Origin of the sequence: Formosa sejongensis (assembly GCF_033447105.1) — a bacterium.
Classification (GTDB): domain Bacteria; phylum Bacteroidota; class Bacteroidia; order Flavobacteriales; family Flavobacteriaceae; genus Formosa.
In genome coordinates this window covers 1-18873 of record NZ_JAWQUN010000039.1, presented here as the reverse complement: position 1 = coordinate 18873, position 18873 = coordinate 1, and the positions used below count along the sequence as shown (strand labels likewise).

The window sequence follows — 18873 nt, the reverse complement described above, 5'->3', positions numbered from 1 at the left end:
GAATCTTTCAATGCCAAAATAAAGGAATTTAGAGCGCAATTTAGAGGTGTAAGAGATGTGAAATTCTTCCTCTATAGATTAACTAAATTATATGCTTAATTTTCACTACTCCCCAGAAATATGCCTTGATCCCAAGAAACCGCATATAAAACAGCTTGTTTTTACTTTTTTGCATTACCAAAAAAAGTAAACAAAAAACGCTAGGCTGACGATACTTTATCTAAATACTTCGTTCGGCACCTAAATTTCAGGAACTCGCATTACTGTTTTTAGAAACAATTATAAAAATAGTTTAAAATAGATCCGCTTACATATAGATTACGTTAGCTTATACAGCCTCAAATTTCACGGTGACTTCACTTCGAATTTTACGATAAAATGTCGATAGGCCGTAAAATAGTACGAATCAACATTAAGCCGTCAACCTGAACTTGTTTCAGGTTCGCATACGATTGAGGGTAAGAAACCGCATATAAAACAGCTTGTTTTTACTTTTTTGCATTGCCAAAAAAAGTAAACAAAAAATGCTAGGCTGACGATACTTTATCTAAATACTTCGTTTGACACCTAAATTTCAGGAACTCGCATTACTGTTTTTAGAAACAATTATAAAAATAGTTTAAAAAAGATCTGCTTACATATAGATTACGTTAGCTTATACAGCCTCAAATTTCACTGTGACTTCACTTCGAATTTTACGATAAAATGTCGATAGGTCGTAAAATAGTACGAATCAACATTAAGCCGTCAACCTGAATTTGTTTCAGGTTCTCACTCGATTGAGGGTAAGAAGCCGCATATAAAATAGCTTGTTTTTACTTTTTTGCATTTCCAAAAAAAGTAAACAAAAAATGCTAGGCTGACGATACTTTATCTAAATACTTCGTTTGGCACCTAAATTTCAGGAACTCGCATTACTATTTTTAGAAACAATTATAAAAATAGTTTAAAAGTGATCTGCTTACATATAGATTACGTTAGCTCATACAGCCTGAAATTTCACGATGTTTTCACTTCGAATTTTACGATAAAATGTCGATAGGCCGTAAAATAGTACGAATCGACATTAAGCCGTCAACCTGAATTTGTTTCAGGTTCTCATTCGAGTAAGATTCTAATATGCGTTCAGAACGACTTTAAAAAGCAGTCTTTCTTAAAAGAAAAATGCAGAATCAAAGCTGAGTGTTAATTCGAAAGCACGAGAGATCTAAAATTCTTATTATTCTGATATTTCAATCTTAAAATTCTTAGTTCCGTGCTCTTCAATTTTAATGACGTCAAAAAAAAACCATGAAAATCACTTAAAAAGTAACGGTCATGGTTTTAATAAATTGTAATATTTATACTTTAAAACGGTACATCGTTATCATCGTCTTCGTTCATGGCACTTCCAAATGCATCGGTTGGTGTTGGGAAACTATTCCCTGAAGCAAAGCCTGAATCTTCATTTGAGTTTGTATTCATTTTACTGTGGAATTCGTAAGGCGAATCGAAATCGTCTAAATTATCGAACTTACCTAAGTTTCCGATAAATTTAAGTCTGATATTTTCTAACCCACCATTCCTGTGTTTTGCAATAATAAATTCTGCTTGTCCTTCTGTTGGAGAACGTTCATCATCATCCCATTCTTCAATCTTATAATATTCTGGACGATAAATAAACGATACAATATCGGCATCTTGTTCAATCGCTCCAGATTCACGAAGGTCAGATAGTAACGGACGTTTAGAACCTCCACGTGTTTCTACGGCACGTGACAATTGAGATAACGCAATTACTGGCACCATTAATTCTTTTGCTAAAGCTTTAAGGTTTCTAGAAATCATTGAGATTTCTTGTTCACGGTTTCCACCATGACTTGGTCCACCTGTCATTAACTGCAAGTAGTCAATCATGATTAACTTAATCCCGTGTTGTGAAGACAAACGTCTCGCTTTTGCACGTAAATCGAATATAGAAAGTGAAGGTGTATCGTCTATAAAAAGTGGTGCTTTTTCAAGACCTTTTACTTTTACATTAAGCTGTTCCCACTCGTGTTTTTCTAATTTTCCTGTTCTTAATTTTTCTGAAGACAATCCGGTTTCAGACGAAATTAATCGCATAATTAACTGCACAGATGCCATCTCCAAAGAGAAAAAGGCAACAGGTATATTTTGGTCTACAGCAATATTACGAGCCATAGATAAAGTTAAAGCTGTTTTACCCATACCTGGACGAGCGGCTACAATAATTAAATCGGAAGGTTGCCATCCTGATGTTAATTTATCTAACTTATCGAATCCGGTAGGAATACCACTTAATCCTTCTTTATTGGATATTTCTTCAATTTTTTTCTTGGCTTGAATTACCAAATCTTGAGCCGTTTCACTCGACTTCTTAATGTTACCTTGGGTAACTTCGTATAATTTAGTTTCGGCAGCATCTAATAAATCAAAAACATCTTTCGTTTCATCGTAGGCATCTTCAATAATTTCAGAAGAAATTTTAATCAAACTACGTTGAATGAATTTCTGTAAAATAATACGTGCATGGAACTCAATATGTGCAGAAGAAGATACTTTTTGCGTTAAAGAAATCAGATAAAAATCACCTCCGGCCAAATCAAGCTTTGCACTTTTCTTTAATTGACTAGAAACGGTTAATAAGTCAATCGGTTCACTGTTCTCAAACAACTGAAATATAGCCTCAAAAATGTGTCTATGCGAATCTTTATAGAATGCATCAGGGCTTAAAATATCGATAACTTCATCAACTCCTTTTTTATCAATCATCATCGCTCCCAAAACAACCTCCTCTAAATCAGTAGCTTGAGGCGGAATTTTTCCGCGTTCTAAATTAATTAAGGTACTTTTATCGACCTTGTAGCCTTGTAAATGATTAGGTTGTTTCATAACTGCGAAAGTAACTAAATTGACCCGATTAATACATGATTTTTGCTTGTTGATATTAACGATTCATCAACAGTCTAATTGTTAACAACTTGGATATATTGTTAATAACCATAAAAAAATCTGAAGTTTCTCAACTTCAGATTTCATAACATAAGGGTATCAAAGGTTTAGTCTTTATACACGCCCATATTTTCGTATTTAGCCATTCGTTTTTTAACTAAATCTTTTGGTGATAACTTTTTAAGTTCATCAAAAGATTTTATGATAGCCTCTTTAACAATAACAAATGTTTGTTCTCTGTCGGAATGTGCACCTCCTAAAGGTTCACTCACGATTTCATCAACTAACTTCTGTTTTTTCATATCGGAAGCCGTTAACTTTAACGCATCTGCTGCTTGTTCTTTATACTCCCAACTGCGCCATAGTATAGATGAACATGATTCTGGTGAAATTACCGAATACCAAGTATTTTCTAACATTAATACACGATCTCCCACACCAATACCTAAAGCTCCACCTGAAGCACCTTCACCAATAATAACAGTGATAATGGGCACTTTTAAACGGGTCATTTCAAAAATATTTCTGGCAATGGCTTCTCCTTGTCCGCGTTCTTCAGCTTCTAAACCAGGATATGCACCTGGAGTATCGATTAAAGTCACCACAGGAATACCAAATTTCTCAGCCGATTTCATTAAACGCAATGCTTTACGATAACCTTCTGGGTTAGACATTCCGAAATTTCGCAATTGTCTTGTTTTGGTATTATAACCTTTTTGCTGCCCGATAAACATATAGCTTTGGTCGCCAATTTTACCTAAACCACCAATCATAGCCTTATCATCTTTTACATTTCTATCGCCATGAAGCTCTAGAAAGGTGTCTCCACAAAGTGCCTTTATATAATCTAATGTATACGGCCTATTTGGGTGACGCGATAACATTACGCGTTGCCAAGGGGTTAAATTTTTATATATTGTTTTTTTAGTCTCAATAAGCTTTGTTTCAATTTGCTTACAAGTCTCTGTTACGTCTACGTCACTTTCCTTGCCTATAATTTGGCATTTGTCTAATTGCTCTTCAAGCTCTTTTATAGGAAGTTCGAATTCTAAATACTCCATACCAATTAAGGATTTCTATTTTAGTTAGCTTACAAATATAAAAACTTTAGCGTTCTATTATTGTTAAGACTGTTTTCTTTTTAAAGCTTTCCAATTTTTCAATAAGCCATTAAGCAATACGGCACCTAAAATAATGGCAGCACCATAATAAAAATTGGTCGACATTTTCTCTTTTTCTGGGAACAATATTATGGCTAAAATAATACCATAAATAGGCTCTAAATTATACGTTAGCATCACAGTATAAGGGCTTATGTGCTCCATAACTTTCACTGAAGCAATAAAGGCATAAGCTGTACAAACTGATGCTAAAATAAACAAATACCATAAATCTGAACTGCTTACATTAAAAAAGTCCTGATTAAACCCAGTACCAAATAACGCAATAAATATGGTTATAAATAATACTCCGCTAATAAATTCATAAATTGAAATCACTGAAGGTCGATATTCCTTCACAAATTTACCGTTTAAAACGGCAAATAACGCTGATAAAAATGCTGAACTTATTCCTAATATAATGCCTTCAATATATTGAAGTTCACTTTGGGTAATAAGAAAAACACCCAAAACAACTATCAACCCAAAGACCATTTCGTATTTAATAATTTTCCGTTTATGAATAATAGGCTCTAATATGGAAGCAAAAAACGCACCCGATGATACCATAGATAATGTAATAGAAATATTAGATGCTTTTATAGCTCCGAAAAAAGTGATCCAATGTAAAGCAATTATAATACCTGCAAACGCAAATCTGACGATTGTTTTTGGAGGCACTTTAATAGGTATCCGTTTAAAACGAATATACAAAAACATTAGACCTGTAGCCATAAGCATGCGGTACCAGACTAATGGTATTGCTTCTATGGTTATTAATTCTCCTAAAATGGCTGTAAACCCTGCTATAAACACCAACAGGTGCACATGCAGATAATTGAGTAATTTAGCGTCTTGCATTATTTAATAAATAGGCGGCTAGTACGCCAAAAATAATATTAGGGAACCATACAGCAACCAATGGTGAAAAATCTGACTGTTCTGCCATTACACCAAATATTTTATCGAAAAAGACAAATACCATAGCGATACTTATACCAAAGGCTAGATTTACTCCCATTCCTCCTCGTCGTTTTTTAGACGATACAGCAACTGCAATAATAGTTAAAATATATACTGAAACAGGTAAGCTCCACTTTCTGTATTTCACCAATTCGTATCGGCCAATACTTGAAGATCCTCGTTGTTTTTCTTTTTTTATAAACTCGTTTAAATCACGGTAGGTTAAGGTTTCTGCAATATATTCCAATGGTGTTAAGTCTACTAAATCGAAACTAAAAATGGTATCCTTTCTTCTGGATTCTTCAAGAATATCATCGTCTACTCCAACAGTTCTCTTAACGTAATCGATCATGCGATATACCGAGTCTTTTTCTATGTAACGAATGTTTCTCGCACTCATTTTATAAACCAACTTATTATCGACAATATGCTCTAACGAAAAGTTTTGTCCCATTTTATTCTTGGCATCAAAACTACTTACATATATAAAATCGTTGTCGTTAATTTGTCGGTAGACACTCCCCGTTTCTACTGCTTTTTTATTGTTCTTGAAGTATTTATAATCGAAATCATTAAATCCTTTACTGGCTTCTGGCGCCAAATACATGCCTAGAACCAGGGCCAAAATAGCGACAATTGTTGCTCCAATCATATATGGTCTTAAGAATCTGGAAAACGAAATCCCAGAACTTAAAAAGGCTATTACTTCAGTATTATTCGCTAATTTGGATGTAAAAAATATCACCGAAAGGAATAAAAACAAGGGAAATAAAAGGTGTGCGAAATAAACAGTGAAATCTAAATAGAATAAAGCAACCTCGCCAAACGGTACTTCTTTTTCAAGAATTTTACCAATTTTTTCCGCTAAATTTACAGTAATCCCAATAGGAATAAAGAGCAACAACATCATTAAAAATGTGAGCAAATACCGCTTTAATATGTACCAATCTAATATCTTCAAGACTATAGTCTATTATCCATTTGTTTAACCATCATATCTTTCCAAACTCTAAAGTCTCCGGCTAAGATATGTTTTCTAGCTTCACGAACCAACCACAAATAGAATCCTAGGTTATGGATGGTCGCAATTTGTTTTCCTAATAATTCATTAACAGAAAATAAATGTTTTAAATAGGCTTTAGAGTATTCTGTATCTACGAAAGTGATCGCCATCTCGTCAATAGGAGAAAAATCATCTTCCCACTTTTTATTTTTAATATTGATAGAACCGTAGGCTGTAAATAACATCCCGTTTCTAGCATTACGTGTTGGCATCACACAGTCGAACATATCTACGCCTAAAGCTATATTTTCAAGAATATTTATAGGTGTCCCTACCCCCATTAAATAACGCGGCTTATCCCATGGTAATATATCGGTTACCACTTCCGTCATTGCATACATTTCTTCAGCAGGCTCTCCTACAGATAAACCTCCAATGGCATTTCCTTCTGCGCCTACGCCTGCAATATATTCTGCCGATTGTTTACGTAAATCCTTATACGTACTTCCCTGTACGATTGGAAAAAACGTCTGTGCGTAATCGTAAGTTAATGGTGTTTTATCCAGATGTGTTAAACAACGTTCTAACCAACGGTGCGTCATGTGCATAGAACGTTTCGCATAGTTATAATCGCACGGATAAGGTGTACATTCGTCGAATGCCATAATAATATCGGCACCAATGGTACGCTGAATTTCCATCACATTTTCTGGCGTAAACACATGGTAACTTCCGTCGATATGGGATTTAAACTTAACACCTTCCTCTTTAATCTTTCTGTTTGAAGACAAAGAATACACTTGGTATCCTCCAGAATCGGTTAAAATATTACGATCCCAATTGATAAATTTATGCAAACCTCCTGCTTTTTCAAGTATTTTAGTTTTCGGGCGCAAGTATAAATGGTACGTATTCCCAAGGATAATATCGGGATTAATATCATTTTTAAGTTCGCGCTGATGCACCCCTTTTACAGAACCTACGGTCCCTACGGGCATAAAAATTGGCGTTTCTATTTTACCATGGTCTGTAGTAATAACTCCAGCTCTGGCATTACTTTGTGTGTCTTTAGCTTTTAAATCGAATATCATGTACAAAAAATCTTCAAGGGGCAAAGATAATTAACTCGTCGTGATATATTGGTATTAAAAAAAATATAAAAAATACAGCAACGTAAACCTTTACGTAAATTACTAAAACATTAATTTGTTAAACAGACATAAAGGGTTATTTTTGAGACTTTAAAAATCAAGTTATAAAACATGGCTAACACAAAAGAATTACAAGATTTAACGACTCAGGTTCGTAGAGATATTCTCCGCATGGTACACAAAGTAAATTCTGGTCACCCAGGAGGTTCTTTAGGATGCGCAGAATTTTTAGTAGCCCTATACAATGACATTATGGACCGTAAAGACGGTTTTGATATGGACGGACTTAACGAAGATTTATTCTTCTTATCTAACGGACATATTTCACCTGTATTTTACAGTGTACTTGCTCATGCAGGCTATTTCCCTGTAGAAGAATTAAGCACGTTTAGATTAATTAACTCTAGACTACAGGGGCACCCAACAACTCACGAAGGCTTACCTGGTGTACGTATTGCTTCTGGTTCTTTAGGCCAAGGAATGTCTGTTGCTCTTGGAGCAGCTCAAGCTAAAAAATTAAACAACGACTCAAGTTTAGTATATACTTTACATGGAGATGGTGAATTACAAGAAGGTCAAAATTGGGAAGCGATAATGTATGCTTCTGCTAAAAAAGTAGATAATTTAATTTCTACAATTGACTTAAACGGACAACAAATTGATGGTTCTACAGATACGGTTTTACCAATGGGAAGCATCGAAGCTAAATTCTTAGCTTTTGGTTGGGATGTGATCACTATTGAAGAAGGTAACGATATAGACGCGATATTAAAAGGTATGGCTGAAGCTAAAGCGTTAACAGGAAAAGGAAAACCTGTTTGCGTTTTATTAAAAACAGTTATGGGTAATGGTGTAGATTTTATGATGTACACGCACGCTTGGCACGGTAAAGCACCTAGCGACGAGCAATTAGAAAATGCATTAGCTCAAAACCCAGCTACTTTAGGCGACTATTAACCTTCACAATTAAAAAGACAATGAAAACATACACATATACAGAGAAAAAAGATACAAGAAGCGGATTTGGAGCAGGATTAGCCGAACTTGGAAGAACAAACCCTAATGTTGTAGCTTTATGTGCTGATTTAATTGGTTCATTAAAAATGGACGAATTTATTAAAGAAAATCCAGAACGTTTTTTCCAAATTGGAATTGCTGAAGCAAACATGATGGGTATCGCTGCAGGTTTAACTATTGGTGGAAAAATCCCATTTACAGGAACATTTGCTAACTTTTCTACAGGTCGTGTTTACGATCAAATTCGTCAGTCTATCGCGTATTCTGATAAGAATGTAAAAATCTGTGCATCCCATGCTGGTTTAACTTTAGGTGAGGACGGTGCAACACACCAAATTCTAGAAGATATCGGGTTAATGAAAATGTTACCTGGTATGACCGTTATTAATCCTTGTGATTATAACCAAACTAAAGCAGCAACTATTGCAATCGCAGAATTTGAAGGTCCTGTTTACTTACGTTTCGGACGTCCTTCTGTGCCAATTTTTACTCCTGCAGATCAGAAATTCGAAATCGGAAAAGCATTACATTTAACCGAAGGTGCAGATGTTACTATCGTAGCAACTGGACATTTAGTTTGGGAAGCTTTAGAAGCTTCGAAAGCCTTATACGAAAAAGGGATTACTGCTGAAGTTATAAATATTCACACGATTAAGCCTTTAGATGCCAAAGCAATTATAGATTCTGTAACTAAAACAGGATGTATCGTTACTGCTGAAGAACATAATATTATTGGAGGACTTGGAGAAAGTGTTGCTCGTGTATTAGCAACTAACAAACCAACACCACAAGAATTTATTGGTACAAACGATACATTTGGTGAATCTGGAACACCAGCGCAGCTTATGGACAAATACGGTTTAAATACCGAAGCTATTATTAAGGCATGCGAAACTGTAATTAAAAGAAAATAATTTTATTAATTTCGCGTTTAATGAAAACACTCATTAAAAACGAAATCTATGAAAAAATTAATCTTAATACTTTGTGTTGTTGTTGGAGCAATTCAACTAACTGCTGCACAATCTGTTTCAGGTTACGGTATTAAAGGCGGGTTAAACTATGGCTCGAATGGAAATCTAATTTCAGAAACAGGAAATATAATATCTCACCCAGATGAAAACGTTGGTTTTAATCTGGGTGTTTATGCTAAGTTTGGAGGCTGGATATATTTTAAACCAGAATTATTGTACACCAATACCAGCAGTGGCTATAACAATTTTAATGGTGGTGATGCCACTTTTAAAACTCAAAAAATAGAGTTACCAACCATGGTTGGACTTCGATTAATTGGACCGTTAAGCATATTTGCAGGACCTTCTTTTCAATATATTTTATCATCTGAATTGGATGGCAAAGAAGCGAGCGATGTAGATAAGAGTATTACAATGGGCTATAATATAGGGCTTGCTGTTAGCTTTAAACGTTTTGCAATTGACTTAAGATACGAAGGTGCATTTAGCAATAACCAAACAGATTTTCTTAATGCCAACGGACTTGAAATAGCTACGGTAGACTCAAGACCAGAACAACTTATTCTAAATTTATCAATTAAAATTTAGACATAAAATACAGATCACAAAAAAATCCGCTTTACAGAAATGTAAAGCGGATTTTTTATTAGTTATTATTTTAAGCCTAGTTTTCGTCTACTATTTCACTAGATTCTGTTTCAGTTGGATCTAAGTATTTAGGAATACCATTAGCTCCTATATCATTTGCAGGATCTCCATCTCCATCAACATCCTCATATATGGTATAAACACCATCTCCATCATCATCAATATCTAAAACATTAGGAATACCATCACCATCGGTATCATCATCATAAACATCTCCATCTCCATTTAAATCTTCTTGAAAAGAATACACCGTATCATTATCATGATCTAACCATTTCACACTTGGTGTTCTAATCGTAAATATTACAGATGAATATGCGGGTATAGTTGTTGTTGGGGTAGAATAATAACCTAAACCAGAAGGAATAAAAATAGCTCCAATTCCATGACCATGATAGGTAACCGTACCATCTTCATTTGGAGTATTACCTATAGACGTTTTAAAGTTTAGCACACCATCTCTAAATCCTTCTACTACACCATAATCAGATCCTATAGTTGTCATATATAAACCAACAGGTGTTACAGTACTATCAAAACGCGTTCCGTCTAATAATGTTCCATTGTATTGCATAAAAGCTTGGTCTGTAAAATGAATAACATCACCTTCTCCTTCACGAACCATTAAATAATATAATGTATAAATTAAATCTTCATCTACAGAATCAGGAACTTGCATACTTAACAACTCTGGACTCTCGCTTAAAGGAATTTTATCGCTGTTAACTCCTGCAATAGTATCAAATTGTACTATAAAATTATCGTTTGCAACACTATACGGATCATTAAAATCGAATTCGTCGTAGTTATAAAAGTGAGTATCTAGATAAGCTTCAATTTCGGCTATGTTTTCCGCATACACTTCTGTTCTATCCCTAGCCGGTACTACAACAACACCATCATCATCATCATCACTTTTACATGTGAAGACCAATGCTGCTAATAAAAGCGTTAAAGTAACTGTTCTTAATTTCATTATTGCTTATTTTTGGGGCGCAATATACGATTTAAAATAGAATTTTGCACAATTAGTTAAATGATGATTTTTACAAGTTAAGGATGCGAATAGATAAATATTTATGGTGCGTAAGGTATTACAAAACAAGAAGTATAGCAACGACAGCATGCAAAAAGGGACATATTAAAGTTAATGGAACTGTTGCAAAGCCGAGTCGGGATGTTTATCCCCAAGATAAACTTGAAGTACGGAAAGACCAAGTAAATTATAGTTTGAAGGTAAACGACTTACCTCCAAATCGAGTTGGCGCGAAATTGGTTGACCTCTATCGCGTAGATACAACGCCTAAAGAAGCTTTTGAGGCCCAAGAACTTTTAAAATATGCGAAAGATTATTATCGTAAAAAAGGAACTGGACGCCCTACGAAAAAAGATCGTAGAGATATAGACGACTATCAAGACGACCAAGAGGGGAACGTTCCCAAGGAAGAGAACTAAATTTCAATTTATCTCGCTCTATTTTAATTCTTAAAATGATAACGGGATAAAAAAACTCTTTTTATATTTGATTAAATTTCAAAACACAAATGGAAGCAACTAAAAACATTATTTTAACTCACGATGAGATCAATCATAAAATAAAACGTATCGCGTATCAGATTTATGAAAGCAACGTGTATGAAGAGGAAGTGATTTTAGCTGGAATTGATAGTAATGGGTATATTTTAGCAAAAAAGTTAAAAGCGGCTTTGAGTAAGATATCGCCTATAAAACCAACACTTTGCAAGGTTATTATAGATAAGAAAAACCCGAGAAATGAAATTAAAACATCGCTATCTGTTGAAGATTATAAAAACAAATCTATTGTTCTTATTGATGATGTTTTAAATTCTGGAACCGCTTTAATTTATGGTGTACGTTTCTTTTTAGATGTGCCATTAAAACAATTTAAGACTGCAGTTTTAGTGAATAGAAACCATAAAAAATATCCTGTTAAAGCAGATTTTAAAGGCATTTCACTTTCTACGTCCTTAAAAGAACATGTTACCGTAGATTTTGATGGAAAGCAATATGAAGCGTATTTAGACTAAATGCCTCATTACCTCTTCTAGAATATCTAATTGGGTTGTGTTATCTACATTTACCACAATATCTGCTTGATTGTAATAAAAAGAGCGCTCAAACAAGTGTTTCCCGATAAACTCAGCCAATTCATCATCTGTATTAAAACGGTTTAATAACGGACGTTTGGCGCGTTCGTGTTTTAATCGTCCAACCAATTCCTTTATACCAGCTTTAAAATAAATTGAAGTCGATGCTGCATTCGTGTTTATCAACTCCATATTATTTGCATAACACGGTGTTCCTCCTCCTAATGCTAATACAATATCGTCTTGTTCTTCTAAAATATCTTTTAAATACTCGTGTTCTTTTTTTCGAAAATAGATTTCACCCCGTGTTTTAAAGAGTTCTGAAATAGATAACTTTTCTTTTTCTTCAATATAATGGTCTAAATCTATAAATGGGTAATTTAGTATTTTGGCCAACTTCCTACCTAAAGTTGACTTTCCAGAGCCCATATATCCTATTAAAATTAAATTCATTTAAAGTGCTTTTTATTGATACTTAAAAACATACGCAATTGAACAGCAAAAAAACGAAAAAAAAATCAGAAACAGGCTTGGTTTTTTAAATAAAGGTGATATATTTGCACCCGCAATACGCGAATAAAAACAATGACCTGGTAGCTCAGTTGGTAGAGCATCTCCCTTTTAAGGAGAGGGTCCTGGGTTCGAGCCCCAGCCCGGTCACAATAAAAAGGTTAAACATATTTGTTTAACCTTTTTTAGTTTTTATATCTTAGTTTATAATGCGCACGTGGCGGAATTGGTAGACGCGTTGGCTTGAGGGGCCAGTGTCCGTTAAGGATGTGGAAGTTCGAATCTTCTCGTGCGCACTTTATAAAATCTGCTCCAATTTATTTTTTTTAATTTTTTTTCACTTCTTTTTACAAGTAAAATCACCACCCTAACATATTCATTTTCAAAACATTTGAACGTTTATTTTACTTTATTTTTTGCATTTACGACAATTAAATTTACATAAACTTTACTATTATATTAAAAATAGGTTGTTTATTTAATTAAAGATAGTATCTTTGCACCCGCAATACGCAAACAAAAAACAATGACCTGGTAGCTCAGTTGGTAGAGCATCTCCCTTTTAAGGAGAGGGTCCTGGGTTCGAGCCCCAGCCCGGTCACAACAAAAAAGGTTAAACATTTCGTTTAACCTTTTTTTATGCGCTATAATTAAATAACTTCTATTTTATTAAGTCAAGTCCGAAAGTTGTGAGATTTCAGAATTATGTAAATTTGTTGTTAATGCAAAAAGGAAGGGGGCTACACCTTTCTGTTCTCGACTCCGCTCGAACACCCTAGAAAACATATGTTGTTTTTGAGAAACCTACTCCAACAACAATTTATCGATAGTTTCTCTTACTGTATCGCTATTCCAATTAGATGCTCCGGTTTTATCGATAACAATTTTACCATCTTTACCTATTAATAGTGTTCTAGGTATTGTTGATGTGTTTAAAGCTTCTGGGACTGCTGAAATGGGTTGATATACTGGAAGATTAAAGTCTCGTTTTTTTAAAAAGGCCTCTATAACACTTTTGTCTTCATTCGAAACAAACAAAAACTGAACCTCATCTTTATAATCGGTATGCAAGTCTACTAAACTTGGCATTTCTGCGATACATGGCGGACACCAAGTCGCCCAAAAGTTAACCAATACCACTTTACCTTCAGCCGACTTAAAATCGTAGGAAACCCCATTTAAATCGGTTAATTTCCATTGATAAGAATCTAATTGTTCTTGATCTGCTTTATCTTCTACAGATGGTCCAAACATTGCTAATCCTTTTTGAAGAAAGACCTGTATGGGCTGCCTTGTTTGTGGAATTATCAACAATAAAATGAACACGGCAAAAATGATGTTTGAAATTTTATTTTTTTTTGATTTTAGCATATAAAAACGGATTAAAAAAAAGAAACGCAGCCATCTAATAGATGATGCGTTTCAAATTTAATACTAATTACTATGAATTCTAAGAAATTCGATTTCTATTATACGAACTAATTAGTGGTAATCGTTACCTTAAAAATAGAATTTACAGCTGGGTAAGTAAATCCGTCTTTAACATTACTTAATAGCTTGACATCATTATTTTCTTCAATTCCTGTATCGCTTCCTAATTGGTTTGTTACCGTATTTGGTCCTATTGCAGGCTCTTCGTTTACTTCTGTACCGGCATCCCATAAATAGATGCTATTTGTTATATCTCCGTTTACTGCTTCTCCGCTTGCATTAAAAAGCGCTATCCCTTCATCAGATGTTCCGATAAACACATCGTTAGTTGCTGCTAACATATTTACAAAAGATAAATTGTCTCCTATTTTTGCATCAAAAGTAAATTTATAAGAGTCACCTGGTAAAATCGGACCAGGACTACTGCTTCCTACAGGGGTATTCATAATAGCACCTTCTGTTACACCTGATAAACTAATAATATTAGCACCTAAAACGGCTGTATTTCCATCTTCAGCTATAGCTTCTAAACCATTACCGTAATCTACAGCACCTTCAGTAAATAAGGGATTTGATTGGTCTTTATGCACGACCCAAACACCTGGAGATGCAGGATAAGTTACCCCAGTGTTTTCTGCTGTATAAGCTCCCAAGTTTGTTACATTACCATCTTCAGCAATAGCTTCAATACCTTGTCCTAAGTCTGGTTCACCTTCAGTAAATAAAGGATTCGTTCCTCCGTGAACAACATATACACCTGGAGAAAGTGGTGCTACTTTATCACCTAAGCTAGTCGATAATGTTGCATCGGCAAGATCTTCAATGCTAATTAAAAACTGAGTACCTTCCATGTAAGTCACAGATACATTAATGATTTCATTAACTTCAGGGAAATCGAAAGCTTCTCCATTTGTAACATTACTCATTAATAATACGTTTCCATTTTCTACAACACCTGTATTTGGTCCTGATTGATTCGTTACCGTATTTGGTCCTACAGCTGGTTCTTCGTTAACTTCTGTACCAGCATCCCAAAGATATACTTGATCTGTAACATTTGCTGTAATCGGATCTCCATTCTCATCGTATAAGGCAATACCTTCACTTCCTGGAGCAAAAAAAGCATCGTTAGTTGCTGCTAACATAGTTACAAATGATAGACTTTGACTTCTACCAGCATCTATTATAAATTCATATTTTTTTCCTGGGGTTGCAGGTCCTGGACTAGAATCTCCAGTTGGTGTATTAAAAACTCCTGACTTTAAAAAGGCATTTATAGGCGCTATATTTTCGATAGTTACTGTAAAGGATCCATCTGCCGTTGTGTTTACATTTGAATTATCATCATCGCTTGAACAAGAGATTCCGACAAGTCCAAACAAAGCTACTCCTAAGACTAATTTTTTCATAATTTATTTCTTTAATATTATTATTAATATTTACTGAAACAAATGTATGAGTAACAGAAAACCTGTTTTGTTAGCTATCTAACACTAATGAAAAAAGTTTAAAAATTTATGCAACTTTATTAAGAATTCTAATCTCTTTACGGTAAAAATCTAAGTAGTTTTCTTCTTTAAGTTCGTTTAATAGAATATTTAAAGTGGGTCTAGATGTTCCTATTAATGAGGCTATATCGCTTTGTGTATAATGATGATTGATAATCGTGTCTCCCGTCTGAGGATCGTTATAACCAGAGTCTACACATAGCTCTGCTATGAATTCTTTTAATCTGGTTTTTGAGTCTTTAAATAACAGTAACTGTAATCGTCTTTCTAGCTTTTTAAATTTAAAACCGATAAACTTATACACTTTAAAACTGAAAGTCTGATTATTACGCATTAAATCGTACATAGTCTCTACGCCTATCGGACAAATAGATGTTGTATTATCTATGGACTGCGCAAACTCATCACGCTTCGATTCACCTAAAATCGCTTTTTCACCAAAAAGTTCCCCACGAGAAAGTATTGCCTTTACGATCTCCACGCCTTCTTCATTATAATAGCCTATTTTGACTTTTCCTTTTTCAATTAAAAAGACTTTGTTAGAAGAGTCATCTTCAAAATAGATAAAGTCCTTCTTTTTATAGCCTGAAAATGTATGTTCTTTTTTATACGCTCTAAACTTATGTGGACATAACGTTCTAAATAAATTTACGTCTTCAAAAAACCAAAGTGTATTCATAAGTTGCATGGGTTAAATTAATATAAGAAATGGTCGCTTTCATTCTACTGTCCTTACGACACCTATATAACAAAAAAAAGCTCCTGAGAATAGGAGCTTTTTAATTATAAGATATTAAAATCACTTATGCCGAAGCATTTTCTTTTTTGATTAAGTTTAAAGCAGAACCTTCATTATACCATGCTATCTGAGCTGCATTATAAGTATGGTTTGTAACAATAACATCTTTCGTTCCATCTGCATGCACAAATTCGATAGAAAGTGGTTTATCCGGAGCAAATTCATTTAAGTCTAAGAAGTTGATTATATCGTCCTCCTGAATTAAATCGTAATCAGCTTCATTTGCAAATGTTAAACCTAACATCCCTTGTTTTTTAAGGTTAGTTTCATGTATACGTGCAAACGATTTTACTAATACAGCAGCAACACCTAAATGGCGAGGCTCCATAGCAGCGTGTTCACGAGAAGATCCTTCACCATAGTTATGATCCCCTACTACGATAGATTTAATACCTGCCGCTTTATATGCACGAGCCGTGTCTGGAACACCAGCATAATCACCTGTTAATTGATTTTTCACAAAGTTTGTTTTCTTTCCGAATGCATTTACAGCGCCAATTAAACAGTTGTTAGAAATATTATCTAAATGTCCTCTATAACGCAACCATGGTCCCGCCATAGAAATATGGTCTGTTGTACATTTTCCAAATGCTTTAATTAACAATTTAGCACCCGTAATAGAATCTCCTAATGGAGTAAATGGCTCAAGTAACTGTAAACGCTCTGAAGTAGGGCTTACAGATACATCTATTCCGCTTCCATCTACAACAGGTTCTACGTATCCAGCATCTAGTACATCGAAACCTAAAGGAGGTAATTCAATCCCTCTTGGTTCTTCTAATTTCACTTCTTCACCATCTTCATTTATTAAGGTGTCATTCATTGGATCAAAATCCAAACGTCCTGAAATTGCGATTGCTGCAACCATTTCTGGAGAACCTACAAAGGCGTGTGTGTTTGGATTACCATCTGCCCGTTTTGAAAAATTTCGGTTAAATGAATGTACAATGGTATTTTTTTCATCTCCTTTTAAATCACTTCTATCCCATTGCCCAATACAAGGACCACAAGCATTTGTAAATATAGTAGCATTTAAATCTTCGAAAATCTTTAAAATTCCATCACGTTCTGCAGTAAAACGAATTTGTTCAGAACCTGGATTGATTCCAAAATCGGCTTTAGATTTTATTTTCTTGTCGACTGCCTGTTTTGCAATAGATGCAGCACGAGTTAAATCTTCATATGAAGAATTTGTACAAGACCCTATAAGTCCCCAATCTACTTTAATTGGCCACCCATTAGCTTTTGCTTTAGCCCCCAACTCTCCTACTGGAGTTGCTAAATCTGGTGTAAATGGTCCATTTAAATGTGGACGTAACGTATTTAAATCGATTTCTATAACTTGGTCGAAATATGTTTCAGGGTTTGCATAAACTTCATCATCTCCTGTTAAATATTCACGTATTTTATTTGCTTCGTCTGCAATATCACTTCTATCTGTAGCACGTAAATAACGTTCCATAGAATCGTCGTAACCAAAAGTAGATGTGGTTGCACCAATTTCGGCTCCCATATTACAGATGGTTCCTTTTCCTGTACAAGACAAGTTTTTAGCACCTTCTCCAAAATACTCTACAATTGCACCAGTTCCACCTTTTACTGTTAAGATCCCTGCAACTTTTAGAATAACATCCTTTGCAGAAGTCCAACCGTTTATATTTCCTGTTAATTTAACTCCTATAAGTTTTGGAAATTTAAGTTCCCAAGCCATTCCTGCCATAACATCTACAGCATCTGCCCCACCAACACCTATAGCAACCATTCCTAAACCACCAGCATTTACTGTATGTGAATCGGTTCCAATCATCATTCCTCCAGGAAATGCGTAATTTTCTAATACGACTTGGTGAATAATACCTGCTCCTGGTTTCCAGAATCCGATACCATATTTATTAGATACAGATCCTAAAAAGTCGAATACCTCACTACTTGTTTGATTAGCACGTAATAAATCGGGAGCTGCTCCTTGCTTTGCTTGAATTAAGTGATCGCAATGTACTGTGGTAGGCACAGCAACTTTATCTTTTCCTGCTTGCATAAATTGCAATAAAGCCATTTGGGCAGTAGCATCTTGACAAGCGATACGATCTGGAGCAAAGTCTACATAGTCTTTTCCTCTTACAAATGCTTTATTAGAAATCCCATCCCAAAGGTGAGAATATAAAATCTTTTCAGAAAGGGTTAACGGTTTGCCTACAATATCACGTGCTTTGTCTACACGTTCCGCCATTTTGGTGTAAACACCTTTAATCATGTCGATGTCGAATGCCATAAAATATTTGTTTTTTTATTATTGTTCTTAATTACTACAATATACAAAATATAGAATGACTACAGAAAATATTAACTTACTTTGTCTTATTTAATAGTCCAGAAACGAAGAATTATTGTTTATAACATATTCAAGTCTTACAACTTACAAACAATCAAGTTCTAAAATTTCAACTTATTCATTTTAACATTGATAACAAGATCTTTCAAATTCGCTCTGGATTAAACCAACTAAAAAAATCTAGGATTATTAACTTAAGACCGTTGCAATATTTAATAATTTTCTAAGTTCCATGTTTTTTAAATGGATTTGACTTACTTTTTATCTTAAAAAAAAGATTTTTGTACTATTTCTTGATTTTATAGGTCTTTCTATTA

Annotated in this window: 16 protein-coding genes, 3 tRNA genes and 1 pseudogene; 9 read left to right on the top strand and 11 right to left on the bottom strand. The window is 34.4% G+C overall.

Going from position 1 to position 18873, the window contains the following annotated elements:
* A pseudogene (locus R6X41_RS19290) lies at window positions 1-99 on the top strand (transposase); the annotation flags it as partial.
* Between the two features lie 1248 nt (window positions 100-1347).
* On the opposite strand, the gene dnaB reads toward R6X41_RS19290, so the two are convergent.
* The 5 genes from dnaB to tgt form a co-directional block, all read right to left on the bottom strand.
* A complete protein-coding gene (dnaB, locus tag R6X41_RS19285; RefSeq protein ID WP_318501994.1) occupies window positions 1348-2892 on the bottom strand; it encodes a replicative DNA helicase in 1545 nt (514 codons plus the stop codon).
* A 167-nt stretch (window positions 2893-3059) separates the two neighbouring features.
* Window positions 3060-4013: an acetyl-CoA carboxylase carboxyltransferase subunit alpha gene (locus R6X41_RS19280; RefSeq protein ID WP_318501993.1), complete on the bottom strand. Its 954-nt coding sequence runs from the start codon at window positions 4011-4013 to the stop codon at window positions 3060-3062.
* Window positions 4014-4076: 63 nt separating this feature from the next.
* Window positions 4077-4973, bottom strand: a complete 897-nt coding sequence (locus R6X41_RS19275) for a DMT family transporter (protein ID WP_318501992.1) — start codon at window positions 4971-4973, stop codon at window positions 4077-4079.
* On the bottom strand, window positions 4960-5982 hold the full coding sequence (locus tag R6X41_RS19270) for an LptF/LptG family permease (protein ID WP_318501995.1): 1023 nt from the start codon (window positions 5980-5982) through the stop codon (window positions 4960-4962). Before R6X41_RS19270 ends, R6X41_RS19275 begins: the two co-directional genes overlap by 14 nt.
* A gap of 56 nt (window positions 5983-6038) precedes the next feature.
* Complete coding sequence (tgt, locus tag R6X41_RS19265) at window positions 6039-7169, bottom strand: tRNA guanosine(34) transglycosylase Tgt (RefSeq protein WP_318501991.1); 1131 nt, start codon at window positions 7167-7169, stop codon at window positions 6039-6041.
* A 171-nt stretch (window positions 7170-7340) separates the two neighbouring features.
* Between tgt and R6X41_RS19260 the strand changes: the two genes are divergently transcribed.
* The 3 genes from R6X41_RS19260 to R6X41_RS19250 are packed head-to-tail and all read left to right on the top strand — an operon-like array spanning window position 7341 to window position 9808.
* The gene (locus tag R6X41_RS19260) at window positions 7341-8186 is read left to right on the top strand and encodes a transketolase (protein WP_318501990.1); all 846 of its coding nucleotides are present in this window, start codon (window positions 7341-7343) and stop codon (window positions 8184-8186) included.
* Between the two features lie 20 nt (window positions 8187-8206).
* Entirely contained in the window at window positions 8207-9160 is a 954-nt protein-coding gene (locus tag R6X41_RS19255; protein WP_318501989.1) for a transketolase family protein, read from the top strand.
* A gap of 48 nt (window positions 9161-9208) precedes the next feature.
* Window positions 9209-9808, top strand: a complete 600-nt coding sequence (locus tag R6X41_RS19250; protein ID WP_318501988.1) for an outer membrane beta-barrel protein — start codon at window positions 9209-9211, stop codon at window positions 9806-9808.
* 76 nt (window positions 9809-9884) lie between these two features.
* Here the strand turns inward: R6X41_RS19250 and R6X41_RS19245 are convergent, their stop codons facing one another.
* The gene (locus R6X41_RS19245; RefSeq protein ID WP_318501987.1) at window positions 9885-10844 is read right to left on the bottom strand and encodes an FKBP-type peptidyl-prolyl cis-trans isomerase; all 960 of its coding nucleotides are present in this window, start codon (window positions 10842-10844) and stop codon (window positions 9885-9887) included.
* Window positions 10845-10927: 83 nt separating this feature from the next.
* Here R6X41_RS19245 and R6X41_RS19240 point away from each other — a divergent pair, with 83 nt between their 5' ends.
* Both R6X41_RS19240 and R6X41_RS19235 read left to right on the top strand, forming a co-directional pair.
* A complete protein-coding gene (locus R6X41_RS19240; RefSeq protein WP_318501986.1) occupies window positions 10928-11323 on the top strand; it encodes an RNA-binding S4 domain-containing protein in 396 nt (131 codons plus the stop codon).
* A gap of 89 nt (window positions 11324-11412) precedes the next feature.
* Window positions 11413-11916 (top strand): phosphoribosyltransferase family protein, encoded by a 504-nt coding sequence (locus tag R6X41_RS19235; protein WP_318501985.1) that lies wholly within the window; start codon window positions 11413-11415, stop codon window positions 11914-11916.
* Here R6X41_RS19235 and R6X41_RS19230 read toward each other — a convergent pair.
* Entirely contained in the window at window positions 11908-12429 is a 522-nt protein-coding gene (locus R6X41_RS19230) for a shikimate kinase (protein ID WP_318501984.1), read from the bottom strand. The genes R6X41_RS19235 and R6X41_RS19230 overlap by 9 nt on opposite strands.
* Before the next feature lie 134 nt (window positions 12430-12563).
* Here R6X41_RS19230 and R6X41_RS19225 point away from each other — a divergent pair.
* The 3 genes from R6X41_RS19225 to R6X41_RS19215 all read left to right on the top strand — a co-directional run bounded on the left by R6X41_RS19225 (window position 12564) and on the right by R6X41_RS19215 (window position 13087).
* Window positions 12564-12636 (top strand) — tRNA-Lys (locus R6X41_RS19225).
* Between the two features lie 61 nt (window positions 12637-12697).
* A tRNA-Leu gene (locus R6X41_RS19220) sits at window positions 12698-12782 on the top strand.
* Window positions 12783-13014: 232 nt separating this feature from the next.
* Window positions 13015-13087, top strand: a tRNA-Lys gene (locus tag R6X41_RS19215).
* Between the two features lie 203 nt (window positions 13088-13290).
* Here R6X41_RS19215 and R6X41_RS19210 read toward each other — a convergent pair.
* From R6X41_RS19210 to R6X41_RS19195, 4 genes are all read right to left on the bottom strand, one after another.
* Window positions 13291-13857: a TlpA family protein disulfide reductase gene (locus R6X41_RS19210; protein WP_318501983.1), complete on the bottom strand. Its 567-nt coding sequence runs from the start codon at window positions 13855-13857 to the stop codon at window positions 13291-13293.
* 107 nt (window positions 13858-13964) lie between these two features.
* The gene (locus tag R6X41_RS19205; protein WP_318501982.1) at window positions 13965-15326 is read right to left on the bottom strand and encodes a spondin domain-containing protein; all 1362 of its coding nucleotides are present in this window, start codon (window positions 15324-15326) and stop codon (window positions 13965-13967) included.
* 106 nt (window positions 15327-15432) lie between these two features.
* Window positions 15433-16104, bottom strand: a complete 672-nt coding sequence (locus R6X41_RS19200; RefSeq protein WP_318501981.1) for a Crp/Fnr family transcriptional regulator — start codon at window positions 16102-16104, stop codon at window positions 15433-15435.
* 124 nt (window positions 16105-16228) lie between these two features.
* The gene (locus R6X41_RS19195) at window positions 16229-18496 is read right to left on the bottom strand and encodes an aconitate hydratase (protein WP_318501980.1); all 2268 of its coding nucleotides are present in this window, start codon (window positions 18494-18496) and stop codon (window positions 16229-16231) included.
* Window positions 18497-18873: the final 377 nt, after the last annotated feature.